This is a genomic window from Thermocrispum municipale DSM 44069 (assembly GCF_000427825.1).
In the GTDB taxonomy this organism is placed as follows: domain Bacteria; phylum Actinomycetota; class Actinomycetes; order Mycobacteriales; family Pseudonocardiaceae; genus Thermocrispum; species Thermocrispum municipale.
On the sequence record NZ_ATYT01000003.1, the window covers coordinates 229,432 to 247,671 of the forward strand.

General features: G+C 65.6%; 19 protein-coding genes and 4 tRNA genes. 13 read left to right on the forward strand and 10 right to left on the reverse strand.

The genetic code is table 11. The annotated features are described in order from the left end of the window. Positions 1-57: 57 nt before the first annotated feature. Positions 58-1,209 carry a hypothetical protein gene (locus YWM_RS25005; RefSeq protein WP_052344424.1) on the reverse strand — a complete coding sequence of 384 codons (1,152 nt, stop codon included), beginning with the start codon at positions 1,207-1,209 and terminating at the stop codon, positions 58-60. Then, on the reverse strand, positions 1,206-1,568 hold the full coding sequence (locus YWM_RS0101040) for a hypothetical protein (RefSeq protein WP_043659044.1): 363 nt from the start codon (positions 1,566-1,568) through the stop codon (positions 1,206-1,208). The genes YWM_RS25005 and YWM_RS0101040 overlap by 4 nt, the downstream gene beginning before the upstream one ends. Before the next feature lie 89 nt (positions 1,569-1,657). Here YWM_RS0101040 and YWM_RS0101045 point away from each other — a divergent pair, with 89 nt between their 5' ends. Beyond that, positions 1,658-3,406 carry a hypothetical protein gene (locus tag YWM_RS0101045; RefSeq protein ID WP_028849149.1) on the forward strand — a complete coding sequence of 583 codons (1,749 nt, stop codon included), beginning with the start codon at positions 1,658-1,660 and terminating at the stop codon, positions 3,404-3,406. A gap of 316 nt (positions 3,407-3,722) precedes the next feature. Here the strand turns inward: YWM_RS0101045 and YWM_RS0101050 are convergent. Beyond that, positions 3,723-3,797: transfer RNA gene (locus tag YWM_RS0101050), tRNA-Val, on the reverse strand. A gap of 390 nt (positions 3,798-4,187) precedes the next feature. Between YWM_RS0101050 and YWM_RS0101055 the strand changes: the two genes are divergently transcribed. The 6 genes from YWM_RS0101055 (at position 4,188) to YWM_RS0101080 (ending at position 6,116) form a co-directional block, all read left to right on the forward strand. Beyond that, positions 4,188-4,613 carry an SsgA family sporulation/cell division regulator gene (locus tag YWM_RS0101055; protein ID WP_028849150.1) on the forward strand — a complete coding sequence of 142 codons (426 nt, stop codon included), beginning with the start codon at positions 4,188-4,190 and terminating at the stop codon, positions 4,611-4,613. A gap of 90 nt (positions 4,614-4,703) precedes the next feature. Beyond that, a tRNA-Gly gene (locus YWM_RS0101060) sits at positions 4,704-4,776 on the forward strand. Positions 4,777-4,804: 28 nt separating this feature from the next. Then, positions 4,805-4,875 (forward strand) — tRNA-Cys (locus YWM_RS0101065). 1 nt (position 4,876) lies between these two features. Then, positions 4,877-4,951: transfer RNA gene (locus YWM_RS0101070), tRNA-Val, on the forward strand. Between the two features lie 358 nt (positions 4,952-5,309). Continuing rightward, the gene (locus tag YWM_RS27130; protein ID WP_425426456.1) at positions 5,310-5,588 is read left to right on the forward strand and encodes a helix-turn-helix domain-containing protein; all 279 of its coding nucleotides are present in this window, start codon (positions 5,310-5,312) and stop codon (positions 5,586-5,588) included. A 264-nt stretch (positions 5,589-5,852) separates the two neighbouring features. Beyond that, the gene (locus YWM_RS0101080; protein WP_028849151.1) at positions 5,853-6,116 is read left to right on the forward strand and encodes a DUF732 domain-containing protein; all 264 of its coding nucleotides are present in this window, start codon (positions 5,853-5,855) and stop codon (positions 6,114-6,116) included. A 168-nt stretch (positions 6,117-6,284) separates the two neighbouring features. On the opposite strand, the gene YWM_RS0101085 is transcribed toward YWM_RS0101080, so the two are convergent. Together YWM_RS0101085 and YWM_RS0101090 are read right to left on the reverse strand one after the other, a co-directional pair. Then, positions 6,285-6,479: a DUF397 domain-containing protein gene (locus YWM_RS0101085; RefSeq protein WP_028846263.1), complete on the reverse strand. Its 195-nt coding sequence runs from the start codon at positions 6,477-6,479 to the stop codon at positions 6,285-6,287. Continuing rightward, a complete protein-coding gene (locus tag YWM_RS0101090; RefSeq protein WP_028849152.1) occupies positions 6,454-7,314 on the reverse strand; it encodes a helix-turn-helix domain-containing protein in 861 nt (286 codons plus the stop codon). The genes YWM_RS0101085 and YWM_RS0101090 overlap by 26 nt, the downstream gene beginning before the upstream one ends. A gap of 393 nt (positions 7,315-7,707) precedes the next feature. Here YWM_RS0101090 and YWM_RS0101095 point away from each other — a divergent pair, with 393 nt between their 5' ends. From YWM_RS0101095 to YWM_RS0101110, 4 genes are read left to right on the forward strand one after another with little or no spacing between them, the layout of a single operon-like run. Next, complete coding sequence (locus YWM_RS0101095; protein WP_028849153.1) at positions 7,708-7,956, forward strand: hypothetical protein; 249 nt, start codon at positions 7,708-7,710, stop codon at positions 7,954-7,956. Next, on the forward strand, positions 7,953-8,330 hold the full coding sequence (locus YWM_RS0101100; RefSeq protein WP_028849154.1) for a hypothetical protein: 378 nt from the start codon (positions 7,953-7,955) through the stop codon (positions 8,328-8,330). The genes YWM_RS0101095 and YWM_RS0101100 overlap by 4 nt, the downstream gene beginning before the upstream one ends. A gap of 15 nt (positions 8,331-8,345) precedes the next feature. After that, positions 8,346-9,305 carry a radical SAM/SPASM domain-containing protein gene (locus YWM_RS21625; protein WP_084612115.1) on the forward strand — a complete coding sequence of 320 codons (960 nt, stop codon included), beginning with the start codon at positions 8,346-8,348 and terminating at the stop codon, positions 9,303-9,305. Continuing rightward, complete coding sequence (locus YWM_RS0101110) at positions 9,302-10,141, forward strand: phosphotransferase family protein (protein WP_052344425.1); 840 nt, start codon at positions 9,302-9,304, stop codon at positions 10,139-10,141. The genes YWM_RS21625 and YWM_RS0101110 overlap by 4 nt, the downstream gene beginning before the upstream one ends. Positions 10,142-10,272: 131 nt before the next feature. On the opposite strand, the gene YWM_RS27135 is transcribed toward YWM_RS0101110, so the two are convergent. Beyond that, on the reverse strand, positions 10,273-10,728 hold the full coding sequence (locus tag YWM_RS27135; protein ID WP_084612116.1) for an N-terminal phage integrase SAM-like domain-containing protein: 456 nt from the start codon (positions 10,726-10,728) through the stop codon (positions 10,273-10,275). Between the two features lie 20 nt (positions 10,729-10,748). Then, on the reverse strand, positions 10,749-10,910 hold the full coding sequence (locus tag YWM_RS26005) for a hypothetical protein (protein WP_156914573.1): 162 nt from the start codon (positions 10,908-10,910) through the stop codon (positions 10,749-10,751). A gap of 1,014 nt (positions 10,911-11,924) precedes the next feature. On the opposite strand from YWM_RS26005, the gene tnpA reads away from it, so the two are divergent. Beyond that, on the forward strand, positions 11,925-12,323 hold the full coding sequence (gene tnpA / locus YWM_RS0101120; protein WP_028849156.1) for an IS200/IS605 family transposase: 399 nt from the start codon (positions 11,925-11,927) through the stop codon (positions 12,321-12,323). After that, entirely contained in the window at positions 12,324-13,517 is a 1,194-nt protein-coding gene (locus YWM_RS0101125) for an RNA-guided endonuclease InsQ/TnpB family protein (RefSeq protein ID WP_028849157.1), read from the forward strand. A 915-nt stretch (positions 13,518-14,432) separates the two neighbouring features. Here the strand turns inward: YWM_RS0101125 and YWM_RS0101130 are convergent. The 3 genes from YWM_RS0101130 to YWM_RS0101140 all read right to left on the reverse strand — a co-directional run bounded on the left by YWM_RS0101130 (position 14,433) and on the right by YWM_RS0101140 (position 18,124). Then, positions 14,433-15,482, reverse strand: coding sequence for a TolB family protein (locus tag YWM_RS0101130; protein WP_028849158.1), 1,050 nt, complete (start codon positions 15,480-15,482; stop codon positions 14,433-14,435). Positions 15,483-15,794: 312 nt separating this feature from the next. Next, positions 15,795-17,099: a hypothetical protein gene (locus tag YWM_RS0101135; RefSeq protein ID WP_156914574.1), complete on the reverse strand. Its 1,305-nt coding sequence runs from the start codon at positions 17,097-17,099 to the stop codon at positions 15,795-15,797. Positions 17,100-17,632: 533 nt separating this feature from the next. Further along, complete coding sequence (locus YWM_RS0101140; RefSeq protein ID WP_028849160.1) at positions 17,633-18,124, reverse strand: VanZ family protein; 492 nt, start codon at positions 18,122-18,124, stop codon at positions 17,633-17,635. Positions 18,125-18,240: the final 116 nt, after the last annotated feature.

The window sequence follows — 18,240 nt, forward strand, 5'->3', positions numbered from 1 at the left end:
TCCTCAGCACGAGGGGCGGCCGCCGTGCCGGCGACCGCCCCTCGTTCGTGCACCGTCTCAGACGTCGAGATTGCGCTCGGTTTCCTCGCGCGTGTACTTGGTGTCCTTGCCGTCGAACGCGACGTCGTCGATCTTCTTGTACTGGTCGTAGGCCTTGTCCGCCACGCCGGTCACCGTCTTGACCTTGCCGGTGGTGCTGGAAGTGCCACCGGGTGAGTACCCGGTGACGCTCGAGACGGCCTGCTTGCCGCCTTCCTTCAGCGCGTGGAGGCCGGCCTGCTTCAGCCCCATCTCGGACATCTTGCGGGCCTTCGAGCTCAACTCGAGCGGGTTAACCCCCGCCGCCTTGTAGGCCTTGAACGCGTCCCGGAAGCCTTCCAGGCGCTTGCCCCACTTCAGCAGGAACTCGGCGAACTCGTCCAGTAGCTTGCTGACCTTGCCGACCTTCTTCAGGATGCGGCCGAGCGCCGAGGCCACCTTGCCGACGGTGGCGGCCATCGCGGCGGCGACGCTGGCACCGAACGACACCACCGAGCTCGCCAGCGCGGGCAACCAGGTGTAGATCGCCCAGCTGACCAGCTCGCTGATGATGGCCTTGATGACATCCTCGAGGATCTGCATGACCATCGACCACATGGTCAGCGTGTCGGCCACGCCGTGCGCCGTCCCTGCGACACCCTCGATGCCCTTGGACAGCTCCTCGAGCTTGGTCTTGGCTGCCGTGCCCGCGTCCTCGGTCCAGTTCTGCAGCTGCCGGTCGCGATCCTTGAGCAACTCCTGGCCCATGGTCTCCATGCCGGAGCCGATCTCCTTGAAGTTGCCCGCCGCCTCGGACAGCGCGGGGCCGTCGCCGGTGGCCATGTGCAGCAAATCCTGCAGCGGCTGGATCAACTCGATGAGGAAGTTCAGCCCGTTGCTGACCAGCCAGTTGATCGGGTCCATGGCGAAGCTGACGACTTCGCCGGCGCACGAGGCGGCGAAGTTGGCGCCCTTGGTGACCAACAGAGCTGCTCCGGACTTGATGTCCTCCGCGCCTGCGATCGCGTTCACCGTGCTGTAGCCGGACCCGAGGATCGGGACCTTCTTGCCGGCGTTGCTGAAGTCGAGGAACGGGTCGTCCTGCTCGTGGGTCTTGAACTTCGAGCCCGCTTCCGCGGCGAAACTCGGGCGCTCCACCCGCGGCGCGTTCTCGCCGACACCACCGGTCATGACGGCTCCCTTCCCTGGATGCCGTCGACCTCGGCCCTGTGCTCACCGAACATGATGACGTGGTCCTGCTCGGTCGACTCGTAGACCTGTGCGGCCTCGGCGATCTTGTCGCTCATCGCGCCGATGGCCTCGGTCATGTCGTCGACCAGGCCGCGTAACTCGTCCAGCTGCCTGGTGTAGGTGTCCTTGACGAACAGACCGATGAGGCCCCAGGACTCGTTGCTGACCCCATTCGCCCGCTCGACCAGAGCGTCGAACTTGTTCGACTCGCTCTCGTAGAAGTCGAGCGTGCCGACGAACGCTTTCAGTTCGCCGACTTCGACGCCGATACCGCTTCCGCTGGTCCCTCCACCACTCACGGCGTGCTCCTTCCCCCGGTCAGCGGTTCATGGTGAGAAATAATGGCACACTCGGCGTGCTCCGATTGTCGGTTTGAGGAGATCAGTTCGTGGACGCTGCCACGCTCGATCAGGTCGGATTGTGGGTGGCCGGGGGAGGGCTCGCACTTTCCACGGTGTCGGTCGTCGCCGCCAATGCGGCCGAATCGGACGCGCGACTGGAGGAGAAGGAAGTCGCGGCGCACGTGCTGGCCGACGCACGCGACAACGGGCTGACCCGGCAGGCGCCGTCGTTCGTCTCGTACACCAAGCCGGACACGGGGGAGCCGCTGGGGGAGCCACCTGCCTGGTGCGCAGGCTTCGTGGTCGGCGGATACGAGGCCGCCGCGTTCGGCTACGGCTCCCGTGCCGACGAGCGCTGCGTCATTCAGATCAGAACGCCGCGGACACCCGAACTGCGGGTCGTGCGGATCGGCGCCCCGGCGGAGGAAAAGCTGCGCCTGCGGCTGGTGAAAGCGCCCAGCGTGCGGGACTACCGCGGCGAGGTGTGCTCGGTCTACGCCGCCGACGAACGATTTGCGCACGCGTTCCGGCAGCTGGCGGTGGTGCCCTACGACGGTCTGCTGACACCGGACAAGGACAGCGTCCCGGAGTTGGACCGCCCGCAAGCGATCGGGCTTGCCGACGGTGTGATCAGCATCGAGGTCGCGGCCACGACCAACGAGAAGATCTTCGAGTACGCGAAGAACCTGCTTGCGCTGCTGCGAGACGTTCCGGACAGCTCGTGGCGAGCGTACGGACAGCCGAACCAGGTGCCGCCCGGCCACGGCGGCCGCTACTTCCGCAGCACACCAGGGCCGCGCGAGCAGCGCTACCGGTCTCTCACCGCGTTAGGGCTGGTCCCGGCGGTGCTGGTGGCGATCGCCTTCGGTGTTGCGGAGATCTGCCGCTCGCTGTCGTACCTGACCGAGCTGGACGCGCGGATCTTCAGCGGCGAGGAGCTCCCGGCCGTCTTCGGCGGGCGGTTCGCCGCGGTGCCGACGTCGTCATTGGCGGCGAACGCATGGGCGGTCCTGGGTGGCCTGATCGTGTTCCTGGTCGGATCGCTGGCGATGCGGGTCGCGCGCTGGACGGGCATCCGGGTGCCGACGTTGTCCGTACAGTTTCGGACTCTCCTGCGGCGTGCTGTGCTGGCTCTGACAGCTGGCGTGCTGTTGTTGGTGCTGATCAACCTCAGCATGGCCGGCTGGGTCGCCATGGGGCTTGCGGTCGTCCTCGATCTTGTGGTGGCGGGGCTGATCCTGGGGGCCGTCATCGCCCTGCGCCGGTTGTTGCAGCGCGACACCGCGGGTCTCGACCGCGGGGCATATCTCTTGTTGGCGGTGCTGCTGATCCCCGGCGCCTACCTCGCAGGGAATTCGGCTGCGGTCCTGGTGGGCGCCGCGACGACCGTCGACGTCACGGTCACCAACGTTGACCTGCGGCACGCGTACGAGGGACCTCGGCCGACTGAGGCACTGTGGACGGAGCCGCTTCCGTACCTGGATGTCGCGTACGAACTCGACGGGGAACGGCACGTCGTGGCGGACAAGCGGTGGTACGGCGAGCGAGAGGCCGCCCCGGACGAGGGCGACACCCTGACCACGGCCATCGCGCCACTCTGGCCACACCAGCTGTTGCCGGATCGCGCCAGTGCGGCAGAAGCGGGCAGCTTGGGTGTCGCGGAATTCTTGCTGATCTTTTTCCTGGTCGGCGGTGTCCTGGCCTTCCGAAAGGGTGGACGCGGTGTCGAGCCGCCTTACGCCGCGGCCGGACCCGGCGCATCGGCTCTGGACGAGGAGGACGCCCGAGGATGGTGAGTCGGGTGCGGCGTGGATGTGGCTTACTCGGCTGAACTGTTCGGCCGGCCGGGCACGAGGCGGTTCCTGCACACGGCTCGCATTCGCGATCGTCAGCGACGATGGTCCCGTCGACGATCGCCGTGGTGAGTACCCAGCCGTCACCCTGACAGTGATTGCAGATGATGTCCTCGGCCATGTGGCCCCTCCCGTTCGAACTGACTCAAGGAAGGACCTCGAGCACCCGGGCGAGGTTGGGGGCTCCGCAGCTGCGGAGCGCGGTTGCCGCTCGCCGACATGACGAAGACCCGGTCCGCGATCGGACCGGGTCTTCATGTGGTGCGCGATGCTGGGATCGAACCAGCGACCTCTTCGGTGTGAACGAAGCGCTCTCCCGCTGAGCTAATCGCGCTCGCTGTCGCAGTCGATGGTGACTGCACTTCGGAACTTTACCGAAGCCCGATCGGGGCCGTCACGGAGGGTCCCCATCAACGATCACTGAGGGCTTTGATCACGACACCGTACGCACAGGTAGCAGGTCAGGTGGGATACGGGTTAGCCGAAGATAACAATGGTGTGACCTTCGTCTTGCGGCATTCGCGCGACATCCCTTTTGCACGTGCAGCTTCCCGAGCAATATGGAGCGGACGCTTCCCGGCGTTGCCTTTGACCGGACGCGTTAGCTCGGCCAGCCATACGGGTGATTACGGCGGCCGAAGTGGGCCAACCGGGCATAGGTCGCGTCATAGGTGTGTACGCAGGTCGTTAGCACGACCGGGAAGGGAGACGAAGGGTAGAGACGATGCGCAACGACCATGTGACGCTCCGCTCGACCGCGGTGTTCGACTTGCTCGCACCGCGAGCGCCTGCCGTCCCGGTCAAGGTGGAGCTGCGATACGACACTCGCGACCCGTACGCGGTCGTCGCGGCATTCCGCACCGGCAAGGCCGGGTGGGTCGAATGGGTCTTTGCGCGTGACCTGCTCGCCGACGGCCTGCTGGCCGACTCCGGTGACGGGGACGTCCGGATCCGCCCGTCGGTCGAGGACCCCGAGTCGGTGTTCATCGAGCTGAACTCGCCGTCCGGGCACGCCATGTTCGAGGCCTCCGCGCAAGAGCTGGCGGACTTCCTGGACCGGACGTACGACGTCGTGCTTCCCGGCAACGAGCACCTCTGGGTCGACGTGGACGACGCCCTGACCCATCTCATCCCGAACGACCTGGCCTGAAGGTCAAATCCCGACCCCCGTGCACACGGCCTGGACGGCGTCGGCTAGAGTTCTCACCACAACCACCACGGAGCACCGAGGTGGCACAATGCGGATGTAGCGCAGTTGGTAGCGCATCACCTTGCCAAGGTGAGGGTCGCGGGTTCGAGTCCCGTCATCCGCTCGGCGATGGCTTTTGCTCAGGCCGACGCGGTGGAGTGGCCGAGAGGATAGGCAGCGGCCTGCAAAGCCGTCTACACGGGTTCGAATCCCGTCTCCACCTCGCGCGATTAGCTCAGCGGGAGAGCGCTACCTTGACACGGTAGAGGTCACTGGTTCGATCCCAGTATCGCGCACCAGCGTTTCCGCAGGCCGGGCCCGGTTTCGACCGGGCCTGAGGTGTGTTCGTGCCACGTACGTGCCAGATCAAAACCGATCTCGCTGACATGGGTGGCCCCCACCTGGACCACTGTGTAACGTTTTGGACATATCCAGAATCTCGGGCACGTTAGCCCCTCCGAGGGCGGGGCGAGCGGCGTCTCAGGCACCGGACGCTTGACGGCGATGGACGGTCCGTCACCCTCTCCGGGTAAGCCCTCAGCACCTTTACCGACGCCGGGCAGCACTGGGCCGACCGACGGTCTCGTGCGCCCGCGTTCGCACGTGAAGGGAGCGCTCCCCCCATGAACGGCCTCGAAGTCCGGCGCGAAAAAACTGATCTCGCTTAAAGCTGCCGCCGAGTATCTCGATGTGTCTCAAAAGTCTGTCCGAAACTGGATCGCACAGGGTCGGATCACCGGTTATCGCGTCGGCCGGCCCCCGCGGCGAGCATCTCCTCTCGATACTCTGCCGCGGTCATCTCGCCCGCGCACCCGGCGAGCAGCGCCACGGTCGATCCGACTGTCGCGACTAATAGCGCCAATTTGCGCATACTCTTCGGCCTTTCCCGCATGTCAACATTTCACATGTCGGGAGGATCAACTCGTTTGTTGCTGACCGTGGCGGAGATCACCCTCGATAATTTTGATCATTTTTGGCATTGGGCGACGTGTAACCAAGACACGAATGCCGCCGAAAAATCGCGGAAAAGGGGTTCATGATGTCACGCAAGATCATATTCGTGGCCGCGCTCGCAGTCGACATCGTTGGCCTGACGGCCTGCGCCGACGCGGAACCGGCTGAGAAGAACACGCCGACGAAGACCGCCACACGCACGAGCGAGAAATCGGAGCCGGCGGCGGGGAGGCCTACATCCCGGACATGTCGGACGACGAGTCGCCGGAGGATTCGGATCTGCCGCCCGACGAGCTGTTCCTGCAGCTGCTGCGTGAGCGCGGCATGGAGATCGAAGACTGGGAGGAAGAAACGACCATCGAGTTCGGCAAGCTCGCGTGCGAGTGGCTCGAGGAGGGCTTGTTGCTGGGCGACGTAGCCGCCCGCTACGAGGAATCATTCCGGGACGAGGACGCGATGTCCGTTGTCACAGTGGGGGCCGCAGTGTTCTGCCCTGAAAACGTGCGCTGAGCGTAGCCCACAGCAGCCCAGGGACAGCGCACTGGCCTCCGCAGGTCACGAGGCCGCCAGACCACTACCTGATCAGGCAGTAGCCTGAGTTGGATCAGGCGTAGCCCTAGACATGAGGCCCCTCTCCCCGCGCGCAGGGAGAGGGGCCCAGGCCACTGTGTCGACCGTTCAGGTCAGGTCGTCGAACTCGCCCGCCTTGACCCCCTGCACGAAGGCCGCGATCTCGGCCTTGGTGAAGGCCAGGCGAGGCCCGTCGGGGTCCTTCGAGTCGCGCATGAGGATGTGACCATCCTCGGCCTTGCGCAGCTCGACGCAGTCGGAGTCCGGGCCGCTGAAGCTAGACTTGCGCCACTCGCTGCTCATCTGCTGATCCTTCCACTTCTTCCTTGAGCCGCTCGATCAAACGCATCGATTCTGTCTCACCGAGTGCGACAGCATTCAGCTGGGACAGCACCCCGAGATAGATGCCCGTATGTTCTTCGGTGTCGAGAAACACGGTGCCGCGCAAGTTCTCGACATCCACGACTGGTTGCCACTCGTCGAACTCCAGCACGCTGAAGGGGCCGAGCAATGCGCCTCGCGCATCTGCTTCGGGGAGCACGACCCGCAGGGTGATGTTGTCCTGTTGCCCGATGTTGCGGAGCGCCGCGAGTTGGCGAGCCAGTATCTCCCTACTGCCGACCGTTGCTTTGAGCGCGGTCAGCCCAAGGAAAACCCGATATTCCACATCGCCTTTCAAGATCTGCTGGCGACGTACTCGAACCGTCAGCCGGGCCTCGACACTCGCCGCATCGAGATTCGGATCGAACTGAATGGCGGCGCGAGCATAATCCATCGTCTGCAGCAAGCCGGGGATCAGCATCGGAGCCCATTGTGTGATCTTCTGGGCATCGTTCTCGTAGTCCGCAAGGGCTCCCATCGTCTTCGTGACACCCGCGNGCTCCCACCAGCCGGGTTCGTCGAGCGAGCGCACGGTGGCGAGAATGCGGTCGCGCCGGTCACCAGTGACGCGGTACAGGCCGAGCAGACCCGAAATCTCTTCGGGGTTGTACGGCCCCTGGCCCTTCTCGATCCGGTGCAGACGATTGAAATCCCAGCCCACCCCTTCGGCAGCATCCCGCAGGCTCAGACCAGCGGATTCACGACTCTGACGTAGTGCCGCCCCCAGGCGCTTGGCCTTCACCTTCGACTTCGCCATTCAATCCTCCGTCTGGGTGAACTGCGACCCGTTTCAATTGCTGATACAGGCCGTCGGAGCGAACTCTAGCAGCCGTTGTTCACAAACAGACTGCGATCACTGAAACACGGAGGGACACAGCATGCAAGCCCCGACCCTGCAGCTGGCTAGCCGACCGTGTTTCACCTGCGCACCTGATCCGACGGATCGGGTGAGCGCAACCGCGGCACCCCCGCAGGTGAATCCCCGCCCCCTGCGGGGAGTGCCGCCCTCCACACCAGCCGTCGCCGCGATCCCACGGCACGTCGTGGTTGATCGCAGCAGCGGCGGTTCCCGGATGAACGATCTTGCCCTGCTGGCTGCGCCGATCACGACTCGTCAGCCGGGGTATTCGGCCACTGAGGTGAGTCAACGATGACCTTCACGCTGGTGTTCTTGCTGATCGCCGGAATGGCGTATGTGCCGTTTCTGGTGCGCTGGTATCGCCATCAGGCCAGGCTCGAGGGCACACCCCGCCCGCCGGTTCGCCCCATCTTGGACGTGGGTCGGCACAGCGAGGAGTACTCCCGGTTGATCGCCCACCCGCTCACCGTCGAGCAGGCGCAACGGAAGATCGCGCCCGGCATGGGCGGGATGTCGTCGAGATTGCGGAACGTGGCATGACCGGGCTGATCGGCGAATCCGAGGAAGAGCGCGCAGCCATCGACGCTCTGCGGCGCATCACCGCAGCCGGGTTCAAATCCTCCGGAGACAGTGTGCCGGGGCGGGTGATGGGCAAGCGCCGCGGTGACGGCGTTATCGACACCTATGTGGTGTTCGACGTCGACACCGCGTTCGCCGGCCGCTACTTGATCGACGACCACGGTGAGGTGGTGGCGGACCCGGTGTGGTTCTACTTCGGCCCGGTCACTGCGGCGATCACCGCGCTGCTGAAGCTGTCGCCCCACGGCAGCGAGCACGCGCCGAAACACCCCCTGTCCGGTGCGCCCGCGCAGTTCCAATTCCCCCCGTTTTCCCGCGTCGAACACAGCAACTGAGGAGAGGAAGGGTCGATGACCGCCGCAACGATCGATGCCCCGAGTAGCGAGGTGGCCGCGCCGCTGGAATTTGTGTGGTTGGAGATCACCGGCAAGTGCCAGTTCCACTGCACGCACTGTTTCGCCCGCAGCGGGCCACAGGGCTCCCATGGCTCGATGACCGCCGACGACTGGAAACGGGTCCTGGACCAGGTCGCCGCTACTGGTGTGCGCCTGGTGCAGTTCATCGGCGGCGAACCAACGCTGCACCCGGCGCTGCCCGCGCTGGTCGAGTACGCGCTCACGCTGGGGCTGCGGGTGGAGGTGTTCAGCAACCTCGGGCATGTGACCGACGAGCTGTGGGAAGTGTTCCGACGGCCAGGGGTGTCGCTGGCGACGTCGTACTACAGCGGCAACCCGGACGAGCACACCATGATCACCCAGCGCCCCGCCTCGTACGAGCAGACCCGTCGCAACATCGCACGCGCGGTGCGGTACCAGATCCCAATCCGGGTGGGCATCATCAAGGTGCTCGACGAGCAGGACATCGAGGGTGCACGCGCTGATCTCCTCGCCCTTGGTGTACCAGAGCAGGCGATCGGGTTCGACAACGTACGCGCCCTGGGGCGCGCGGCTGGGATCGCGCCGCGGCATACCCCGCTGGGTGGTTGCGACGCGGGCGAGCTGTGTGGTGGATGTGGCGATGGCAAGCTCGCGGTCATGCCGGATGGCTCCGTGACCCCGTGTGTGATGACCCGCGATCTGGAGTTGGGCACCGTGACGACGCACAGCATCACCGAGATCGCCGAGCTGTTGCCCCATGCCCGCCAGCGTCTGATCGCGCTCGGCATGCCCGAGCGCCAGCGAACCGGGTGCCGACCGGGTGGCAGCGGCGAGAATTGCTACCCGGAGAACGAAGCCTTCGGTGCGGGATGTCGACCCGGTGGTGGCGGCACCAACTGCTACCCGGAGAACGAGGCGGTGCGGAGGGCGTGACCAACAGCGAGTCGGCCGAGCGGCTGGAGGCGACATTTCGCCGCTGGCTGCTCGGGCACCGCGACCGCGCCGCCAAGCGGCTCGGGTTGACGGTAATCGGCGAGCCTGAGTTCGGCGTCGGGCTGCGCTCGGTCAGCGGTCTGTGCCGCACCAGCGGTTGGGAGCCGCGCTGGCTGCGCGTCGGGGCGGAGCTGGCCAGCGACGTGCGCGCGTTTCCGCTCGTATGGACCGGGATCGCCGAATCCAATGCGGTGCGGGGCGTACCCAAACCGTACGTGCTGGCCTCGACCGACTACACCGATGAGTTCAACGGCCTGCAGTTCTGCGTTCGCGCCGACGCGATGACCGTCATCGACGGTCAGCCGATCTCCTCCAGCCGGGTGCTGCGACACCCGGTCGATCTGCCCGACCAGTGGTGGAGCGACTTGCGGAGCGCGCTCGACACGCTGCGCGCCACACCGACCGACCGCGTGAAGAAGAACCCAGCCGCGGATGCCCGCATCCGCAAAGTGCTCGGCTTCGACCTGGTCATCCCGCAGCAGGAGACCGTGCACGGTGACTTGCACTGGGCCAATCTCTACCAGCCGCTGGCCATTCTAGACTGGGAACTGTGGGGCCGCGGCCCCGTCGGCGCGGACGCCGCCAAGCTGTACTGCCTGTCGCTGCTGATGCCCGAGGTCGCCTACAAGGTCTATGAGGTCTTCGAGGACCAGCTGGCCAGCGACACCGGCCGGTTGACGCTGCTGCACGTGGCAGCCAAGCTGCTGCAACCCGCGAAGCAAGAGTTTCCTGACTTGATCGACCCGCTGCACGACCTCATCGGCACGCTGCTGTGAGCAGCACGCGCCCCATTTGGGGGTGCACACAGAGTGCTCACTCCGTTACACGTAGATAAGATCCGTGTCGGTATGGGAGGGACCATGGGGAAACACGGCAAGGACAAGATCGAAGCCGACGGTCAGGGCACCTACGACCCGGACAAGACCAAACCGGTGGAGGAAGCCGGCTCGGTCTGCTTGGAGACCCGCTTGGTATTGCCCGCGCCCTTGATGCGACAGGGATTCCTCTTGATCAATGGTGGCTCATCGTTCAACGCAGAGTTAAGAATAGTCCGCAAAAGGCCGTATGCATGCGCCCGAGCAACGGGCCGGTCCTTCAATTTTACTCTCTTTCCGTTAATTGTACGGTGGCCGGGGTGGCACAGATGCGCATACCAGTTGCGAACGTCAGTCGTGGTGATGTCAGCCAACTTCATGCGCCCGAAGCGGGGATAGATATGGTTGCGCAGGACATATTCGAAATGTTCTCTTGAGCGGAGTTCGAGGTCTCTGGTCGCAAGCCATTCGGTCGCGTACTCGCGCAGCGTAGGAGTAGGCACACGCGCGGCTTCTCGTTGTTCCGGTGTCGTCCACGTGCTCTGCACGATCTCGGTGAACTTGACGTTTAGCCAGGTTTAGCGTCGGTCTTGGTGACGAAGGTCAGCGCACGGCCGTCCTCGGTCCGCGCTGTGTAGGTCGTGCCGTCGACGGAGTAGCGGACCTGGAACCGGCCCGATGGGAGCTTGCGGATGCTCCCGAACTTCTTTCTTGAGATGCTCTCGGCCATCGCGGTGGTGGGTTCTTTCCGTGCCAGATTCGTGCCAGGTTCAAAGTAGCTATGGTTCCGCAGGATTCCCACTGATTCCCGCGTTACTAGAAGCAATTCCGGCAGGCCGAACCCGCTATTCCCAGGTCATCTTAGTAGCGCAAGATGCCCCCCTTCTAATTCGATCCCAGTATCGCGCACCAGCGTTTCCGCAGGTCAGGTCCGGTTTTGCCGGGCCTTTCGCATGCGCGTGCCCCCAACGTGCCCTATCGGATCGGTCGGGCGGGGGTGCCTGGACCTGCGATGACATGTCTTGTAACGTTCCGGTTACACCTTGAACCTCGAGGCAGCTAGTCCCCCATGAGGGTGGGACGAGCGGCGTCTCCCGGCTTCGGACGCAGCGCGCGGAGTGACCTGCGCCACGTCTCCGGATAAGCCCGCAGCATCTTCACCGGCGCCAACCCACCTCCAGTGCCCGCGGCCTGTTCCAGAAGGTGACCTCCATCCACGGCGCAGTGGAACCCACCGTCGCCGGGCAAACCCGCTGGGCCTCAACTACATCAAGAACCGCTACGGCGATTCCGTGTCGGCGTGGGCGTTTCACCGCTCCCACAACTGCTAGGCCCAGGACGGCTGGATGCCACCCGGCGGCATCGGCAACAACACCACACGCAAACCCGAAGCGGTGCTCTCGAGGCGAGTCGTACGCCACTCGGTTGTCTCACTTGTCTCACGTGCTTGGGGAGTCGTCGTCGGCTCCTGGCCCTACGCGCGCGCGGGCGCCCGCGCACGCGTAGGGACAACCGCTCTCTCGCCACAAATTGGTGGGTTCATGAGACAACGTGAGACAACTGTCGGACCCCCGTGAGTGGGCGACCCGTCGGGCGCGCCAGCAGTACCGGGCCCGGTGTGTGTTCAGTGGCCGCCTGATGAGTTGATCGAAGTTCTTGGGCGCAGACCCCCGACTTCAGTCGTGGGGTTAGCCTAAATCTCCGATCCCCAGCATTAGATAGCTACAAGCTGTATACTGTTGGGGTGGCTGTAACACTGCGGTCGAACAGCAACATCGTCTTCCAGTGCGCGTACCACGTCGTGTGGTGCCCGAAGTACCGGCGGCGCGTGCTGGGCGGCCGGGTCGAAGAGCGGTTGAAGGACCTCATTCGCGAGGTGGTGGACGAGAAAGGAGCATGGCTGGTGGAGATGGAGGTCATGCCTGACCATGTCCGTCTGCTGGTCGAAGTCGATCCGCAGTACGGCATCCACCGGTTGGTGAAGGCCATCAAGGGCCGCTCGTCCCGTGTGCTGCGCGAGGAGTTCCCGCATCTGAAGTCGCGGTTGCCGACATTGTGGACGAACTCCTACTTCGTAGCCACGGTCGGCGGCGCGCCACTGGCGGCGGTGAAGCGGTACGTCGAGCAGCAGAAGGGCCGCTGAATGCTGACCGGCCGCCGCTACCTGCTCGCATTCACCCCTGAGCAGGAGGAATTCGCCGAGAGGATCGGTGATGCCTGCCGGGTTGTGTGGAACACCGCCTTGGAGCAGCGGCGCGCCTACCGCCGCCGCGGCGCGTTCATCGGTTACGTGGAGCAAGCGCGGCAGGTGGCTGAGGCCAAGAGGGACTTTCCGTGGCTGGCCGAGGCCCCGTCGCACACGCTTCAGCAAACGTTGCGCGACCTGGACCGGGCATGTGCGAGGCACGGCACGTTCAAGGTGCGATGGCGCTCCAAGCGGAAAAACGCGCCGACGTTTCGCTTCCCCGATGCCAATCAGATCACCGTGGAGCGAGTCTCCCGTCGCTGGGGCCGAGTCAAGCTGCCCAAGCTGGGCTGGACCCGCTTCCGGTGGACACGCCCGCTTGGCGGGCAACTTCGCAATGCCACCGTGCTCAAGGACGGCGGGCGCTGGTACGTCTCCTTCATCGTCGAAGACGGGCTGGTGGAGTCCGCACCGAACGGCAAACCTCCGGTGGGGGTGGATCGTGGTGTCGCCCTCGCAGTCGCTACCTCGTCCGGGTGGATGCGTGACCGCGAATTCATCACTCCAGGGGAGGCGGCGCGGCTCAAGCGGCTTCAGCAGCAGCTCGCCCGGCAGCAGAAGGGCTCCAACAGGCGTATGGCCACCCGGGCGAAGTTGGCCAAGCTGAACGCCCGCATCCGCGCCCGGCGTACCGACTTCCTGGCGTGGACCGCCAACCGCCTCACCCGTGACCACGGACTGGTCGTCGTGGAGGACCTGCGCACCAAGAATATGACGGCCAGCGCAAAGGGAACCGTCGAACAGCCAGGCCAAAACGTCCGGCAGAAGGCCGGGCTGAACCGGGCGATCTTGGCCAAGGGCTGGGGCAAACTGCTGACCGCCTTAGAACACAAGGCTCGTTACAACGGCTCCCGGATTCTGCGGGTGCCGCCTGCGTTCACGTCGCAGACTTGCCATGCCTGCGGGCACTGCGCGCCGGACAACCGTGAGAGTCAAGCGGTGTTCCGGTGCCGAGCCTGCGGCCACCAGGACAACGCCGACGTGAACGCCGCAAAGAACATCCTCGCCGCCGGGCTGGCGGTGACAGGGCGTGGAGACCTCGCCGTTGGGCGGTCCGTGAAGCGCCAACCACCCGAGACCGAGGCTGCATGAACGGCACCTCAGCCACGGGAATCCCCCACCTTCAGGTGTGGGGAGGAAGTCAACGTCGTCCTGGAGTGCACGGTCCAGCTCGGTGAACTTAGTCGTGCGCGTGGACTTCAGAGGTGTAAGACGCCTGGCACGTAAACCCGTGTACGCCTGTGTTGCGACCGCGTGATGCACGCGCACGAGTGCGCGCTTTGGGCGTGCATGGCGGGCTTACTCGGCTGCGACCTCGCGCGGTGCCCTAGGCCGCGCAGGACCGGTGAGCTGGGCGTTCGCCAAGGATTCAACGCGTGCACGCGGCACAGCAAACCTCTCAACCTCGTGCGCTGCACGCGTGTTCGAACGTGGTATGCACGCGTGCAGTGCACGAGGGGTCCTGGGGGCGTGCAAGACCGATTGCTCCGGCGCCCATCCCCGGCGCCGGGACGTGCGCGTTGACAAGCGACGAATGGCCGAGGCGCTACGCAGGCAACGACGGCTCCGTCTGACTGCGTGGGCTATTACCCGGTAATAGGTCGACGCTCGGTTTCGACCGGGCCTTTCGCGTGTCCGAGTCAGATTCGTGCCAGATCTCGGGGTCCCTTCAGGGGCTCCCTGGGGCCGGGTGCGATCTTGATAACACCGGTACCAACAGGAACTGCCCGGAGATCAACGCGGGTCGTGCCCACCGTCGGGAATCACCGGGAGCCCGCTGGTCCATCCGCGCGGGGCCCTCGGATCGCCGGCGCTCGAGCCAGGTGTCAGTGCGTCGCCGGCGGAGCCCCAAACCCGGAATCGTTTACAGCACCCGATCCGGGCCGAGCGGGCCGAACGGCGAAGCAAGCTCCAAAGGGCGTCAACGACGGCCGAGCATGGGGCACCGGCGAACATCCCGGCGGCGGGGGCCTGCGTGACTCCCCGCCGAACCCGGGATGGTGGGCGTCAGAACCCGGTCGAGGTCAACCAGATGCGCTCCTTGTGCCCGTCGGCACCCAGATTGCCGGCGCGCGACGTGAACACGACATCGCTGCCGTCGGCGTCGACCGCGATGTCGTCGACACCGCTGTCGGCTCCCGCGCCCAAGGAGTTCTCACTCACCCGGACCGTCTCGCCGCTGCTCATGTCGCGGGCGAACGCCTGGACGTCGGAGAAGACCACGACATTGCCGTCGTCCGAGATGGCGGAGATGTAGAGGGCGTTGCTCGGCTTGCCGTCGATGATGCTCGCCACTTCGGTGGAGCCTGCCGCGGTGTCCCGCCGGAACACGCAGCCGCCCTCGATCTGCTCGCACTCCTCGGACCCGTCCACCAAATTCGTGGCGCCCGAGGTGAACGTGACGTAGTGCCCGTCGTAGCTGACACCCCCGAGGACGACGTCACTGAAGTTTCCGGGTTCGCCGGTCGGTGACTGGTCGAGCAGCTCCCACTGCCCGGTGGACGCGGTGGCCTGGTACGCGTGGCCGTCGACGGTGTACGCGACGTGGCGTCCGTCCCCGCTGATCTTCGCAGTGCGGACCCCAGCCTTGTGCGACACCTTGGTGATTGCGTCAGTCGCCAAGTTCCACCGGTACGCGTGCACCGGGCCGCCTTCTTCAAGACTGCCGCGGAACGCCACCCAGCGGCCGTTGCTGGAGATCGACGGCTCACTCGCGCCCGCGACGCCGCGCAGCCACTGCGTGGAGCCGGTATTGATGTTGCGTACGCGCAGTGTGCCGCCACTGCCGATCACGACGTACGTGCCGGACCCCGAGATGTCGGCGACCGCGCCGTCACCCACCTTGCTGGTGTAGATCTTCGTGGTCTTACCGGAGGAGCGGTCGCGCACGTAGACATGCGACGCCTCTCCCTGCGACTTGGACGGTTCGACGAACACCACACGATCGGCGTCGTCGTCGACCCGGCTGTCGTAGACCTCGGGCGCCAGTTCGGCACCGGACGACGAAACCGAAATCAGCTCCGGCCCGGTGGCCCCCCACGCGGTGGTGGCGACCACCGCACAAGTCGCCAGAGCTGCTGCACCTGCTGTCAGGACACGTCGAGCGTGCATCCGTAACCCCTCCCCCTCACGTTGAAAACGGAATTGCACTGAGGACGCCTTCAGGTCGTTCGACGTTGCCCGAAAAGCGAGACAGGTCGGAATTTCTTCACCTCGCTGGAGTGGGGAGAGTCCGGTCACCAGGACCGCAGCGTGCGCCGCGGCCAATCATCAACCGCATGCCGCGTCAGGCCGGCGACCTGCCAAAACGGCACGCCGCACCCGCGGGAACCCTGGCGGGGGAGCCGGGGGACCGACGCTCGTGGCGTCCTAGGACGTGCGGTAGTCCTTGCCGTCCTCGCGCCGCCGCTCCCCGTGCTCCCCGCGGTTGAACTGGTCCTCTTCCGGCTCGACCTCGCCTCGGTCGGTCGGTCCGGTGTGTCCGTCCGGGTCGGACTGCACGCCCGGCTTCCTCGGGTCCAGGTCCACGCGCTTGCCGCTGATCCTCTCCTCGCGCCAATCCTTCATCTTCTCGCGGTAACGCTCGGCCTGGTCCGCGTCGGTCTGGGCGTACTCCTTGGCTGCCTCCTTGATCTGGTCCCCGGCAAGCAGGTAGCGCGCACCGCTGGTCTTGAAGAAGGATTCCAGCGTGTCGCGGATGGCCAGCACTTCCTTGTCCGCCTCGATCTGGTGACCGTCACGCCCGGCGAGCTGCCGGTCGGCGCTCGCGGTGGTGGTGATCTTGCTCAGCAGGCCCGCGTATCCCTCGGCCGCCTCGTAACAGCGCTGCGCGATGTCGAGCACGAACGCCACGTCCACCGAGTAACCCTTGGACGCGGGCGGATCGGAGCAGTCGCCGTCCGGATCGTTCCTGGTGAGGTCGTACAGCTCGAGGTTGTAGCTGTGCACTCCGCCCAAGGCGCTCTGCACTGTGCCGACCGAGACCAGGTATTCGGCCTCCGTCGCGTCCATCTCGGCGTGCAAGGAGCACACGTCGGTGTCCATCTGGGTGAGCAGTTCCGGCAGGCTCTTCGCGTGCACCTCCATGGTGGCCTCGGACATTCCACCAGCGAGGAAGCCGAGGAGGCCGACGACGACGCCCGCGGGTCCGGTGGCCGACGACACGGTCTTACCCAGCAACCCGACGACGCTGAGCACCTGGCCGACGATGTCGAGAGCCAGTTTGCCTTTGCCGGCGTCGGGAAACACCTTGACGGTTTGCTTCGCGTTCAGTGCCTTGGCCATGGCGGCGAGCCACTGCACCGTGTTGTTGCGCCCCACGTGCACGATCTTGGCCCGTTCGGAGTACAGCTCGGCCAGGCAGCCGAGCAGGACGGATTGGTTGTGCAGCGTCGGCTTGACCGAGGCGAGAAAGCCGTCCTTGACCGTGCTCGCGGCTAAGCCGGTCCAGCCGGCGAACCACTCCTTGTTCCCGTCGTTGCCGCCCAGCCATTCGACGTCCTCGAGGAGCGGACGGCTACCCAGCGGCGGCAGGTTCGCCTTGTCCGGCCCCTCGGTCTGCAGCCCGAGCCGGCCGCCGAGGCCGACGAACGTGTCGTAGACGTCCTCCAGCTCACCGAGTTCGAGCACCTCCAGCTGGGGAGTCCCTTGGCGACCTCTTCGCGCTTGTCCCATGCCCAGTCCGCGACCCGGGCCAATACGTCGGCGACCCGGCATTCGACATACTCCTGGCTCTGCTTGTTCCAGCCTTCGCAGGACTCCGCCGGGACCTCGCCCACCTGCCCGTCGCGGACCCAGCTCAGGTGCGGGCAGTCGGCGATGCTGGCCACCAGGTGGCCGTGCGACTCGGGCGGGGGCTGCCAGCGCAGCGGTTCCGGCGCGCCGGGTACGTCGAACACGGTCTTCGACAGCGCCTTGCAGGCTTCTTCGCGCCACCGGAATGTCAACGCCTCGTAGGACTCGTCCAGCCGCGTAGTCAGCGCCTTCGAGTATTCGTCGGCCGTGAGGTATGTGGCCATGTCCACCCCCCCTTCTCCCGCCCCCCAAGCAACCCGACCCTAACCGAGCGCCGGAATTTTCGAGGAGTTTTCGCGAATTCTGCGAAATTCGCGCGGCCGGTACATCGGCACATTTCTCTCGGTCCGTGCGTCGAGTTTGCGCACGTCGGAGGGGTGACATTTGCTTCGCGGCGGCACGGCCGTCCCGCGTCAGTCGGCGTCTTCGTTTGCGCGTTTTCGCGTCAGCCGATAGGTCAGCACGGCGAGCACGACACCGATGATCACGCCGAAGGAATTCATCGCCCAGTCGTTGGTGTCGCACGAGCGGCCGATCGCAGGAATCAGAGCCTGCACCGCTTCGATGGCCGCCGACAGGCCGATGCCCGCGGCGAGGACACGTCCGGGGCGCCGCGCCACGAGCGCGGTGAAGTACGCGGGCGGAATGAACAACGCGACGTTGGCCAGAAGCTCGACGCTGCCCAGCGTCGGCCACGATAACTGCACCGCGCACACCTGATCCAGGCGGCGGGACTCCGGGATCAGCGTCAATGCGACCACGGGCACCAGCGACAGTCCGGCGAGGATCCACAAGACAACGGCGCGGTGGCGCGCCAGGTAGCCGAGCAGGACACACGCCAGCGCGACAAGAACCAGCGCCACCGGGACGAGTGCCGCGTTGTCCAGGAGAAAGTTCGTGATCATAGGTGCGGGCAGCCTAGCTCGTCCGGCGCCGCCGAGCTCGCCGTCAACGAGCGGTCGTGCGCTGTTCGATCCCAACCTCGGTTCGACGAAGGCTACTGAGCGCGGACAGCGCCACT

Bases quoted from the DNA above. Each gene is read 5' to 3' on its own strand.
- YWM_RS26005 (WP_156914573.1), bottom strand. From the start codon at position 10,910: ATGGCCGAGAGCATCTCAAGAAAGAAGTTCGGGAGCATCCGCAAGCTC.
- YWM_RS25005 (WP_052344424.1), bottom strand. From the start codon at position 1,209: ATGACCGGTGGTGTCGGCGAGAACGCGCCGCGGGTGGAGCGCCCGAGT.
- YWM_RS0101080 (WP_028849151.1), top strand. From the start codon at position 5,853: ATGTCGGACGACGAGTCGCCGGAGGATTCGGATCTGCCGCCCGACGAG.
- YWM_RS0101135 (WP_156914574.1), bottom strand. From the start codon at position 17,099: ATGGGACAAGCGCGAAGAGGTCGCCAAGGGACTCCCCAGCTGGAGGTG.
- YWM_RS0101140 (WP_028849160.1), bottom strand. From the start codon at position 18,124: ATGATCACGAACTTTCTCCTGGACAACGCGGCACTCGTCCCGGTGGCG.
- YWM_RS0101085 (WP_028846263.1), bottom strand. From the start codon at position 6,479: ATGAGCAGCGAGTGGCGCAAGTCTAGCTTCAGCGGCCCGGACTCCGAC.
- YWM_RS21625 (WP_084612115.1), top strand. From the start codon at position 8,346: ATGACCGCCGCAACGATCGATGCCCCGAGTAGCGAGGTGGCCGCGCCG.
- YWM_RS0101100 (WP_028849154.1), top strand. From the start codon at position 7,953: ATGACCGGGCTGATCGGCGAATCCGAGGAAGAGCGCGCAGCCATCGAC.
- YWM_RS0101095 (WP_028849153.1), top strand. From the start codon at position 7,708: ATGACCTTCACGCTGGTGTTCTTGCTGATCGCCGGAATGGCGTATGTG.
- YWM_RS0101125 (WP_028849157.1), top strand. From the start codon at position 12,324: ATGCTGACCGGCCGCCGCTACCTGCTCGCATTCACCCCTGAGCAGGAG.
- YWM_RS0101055 (WP_028849150.1), top strand. From the start codon at position 4,188: ATGCGCAACGACCATGTGACGCTCCGCTCGACCGCGGTGTTCGACTTG.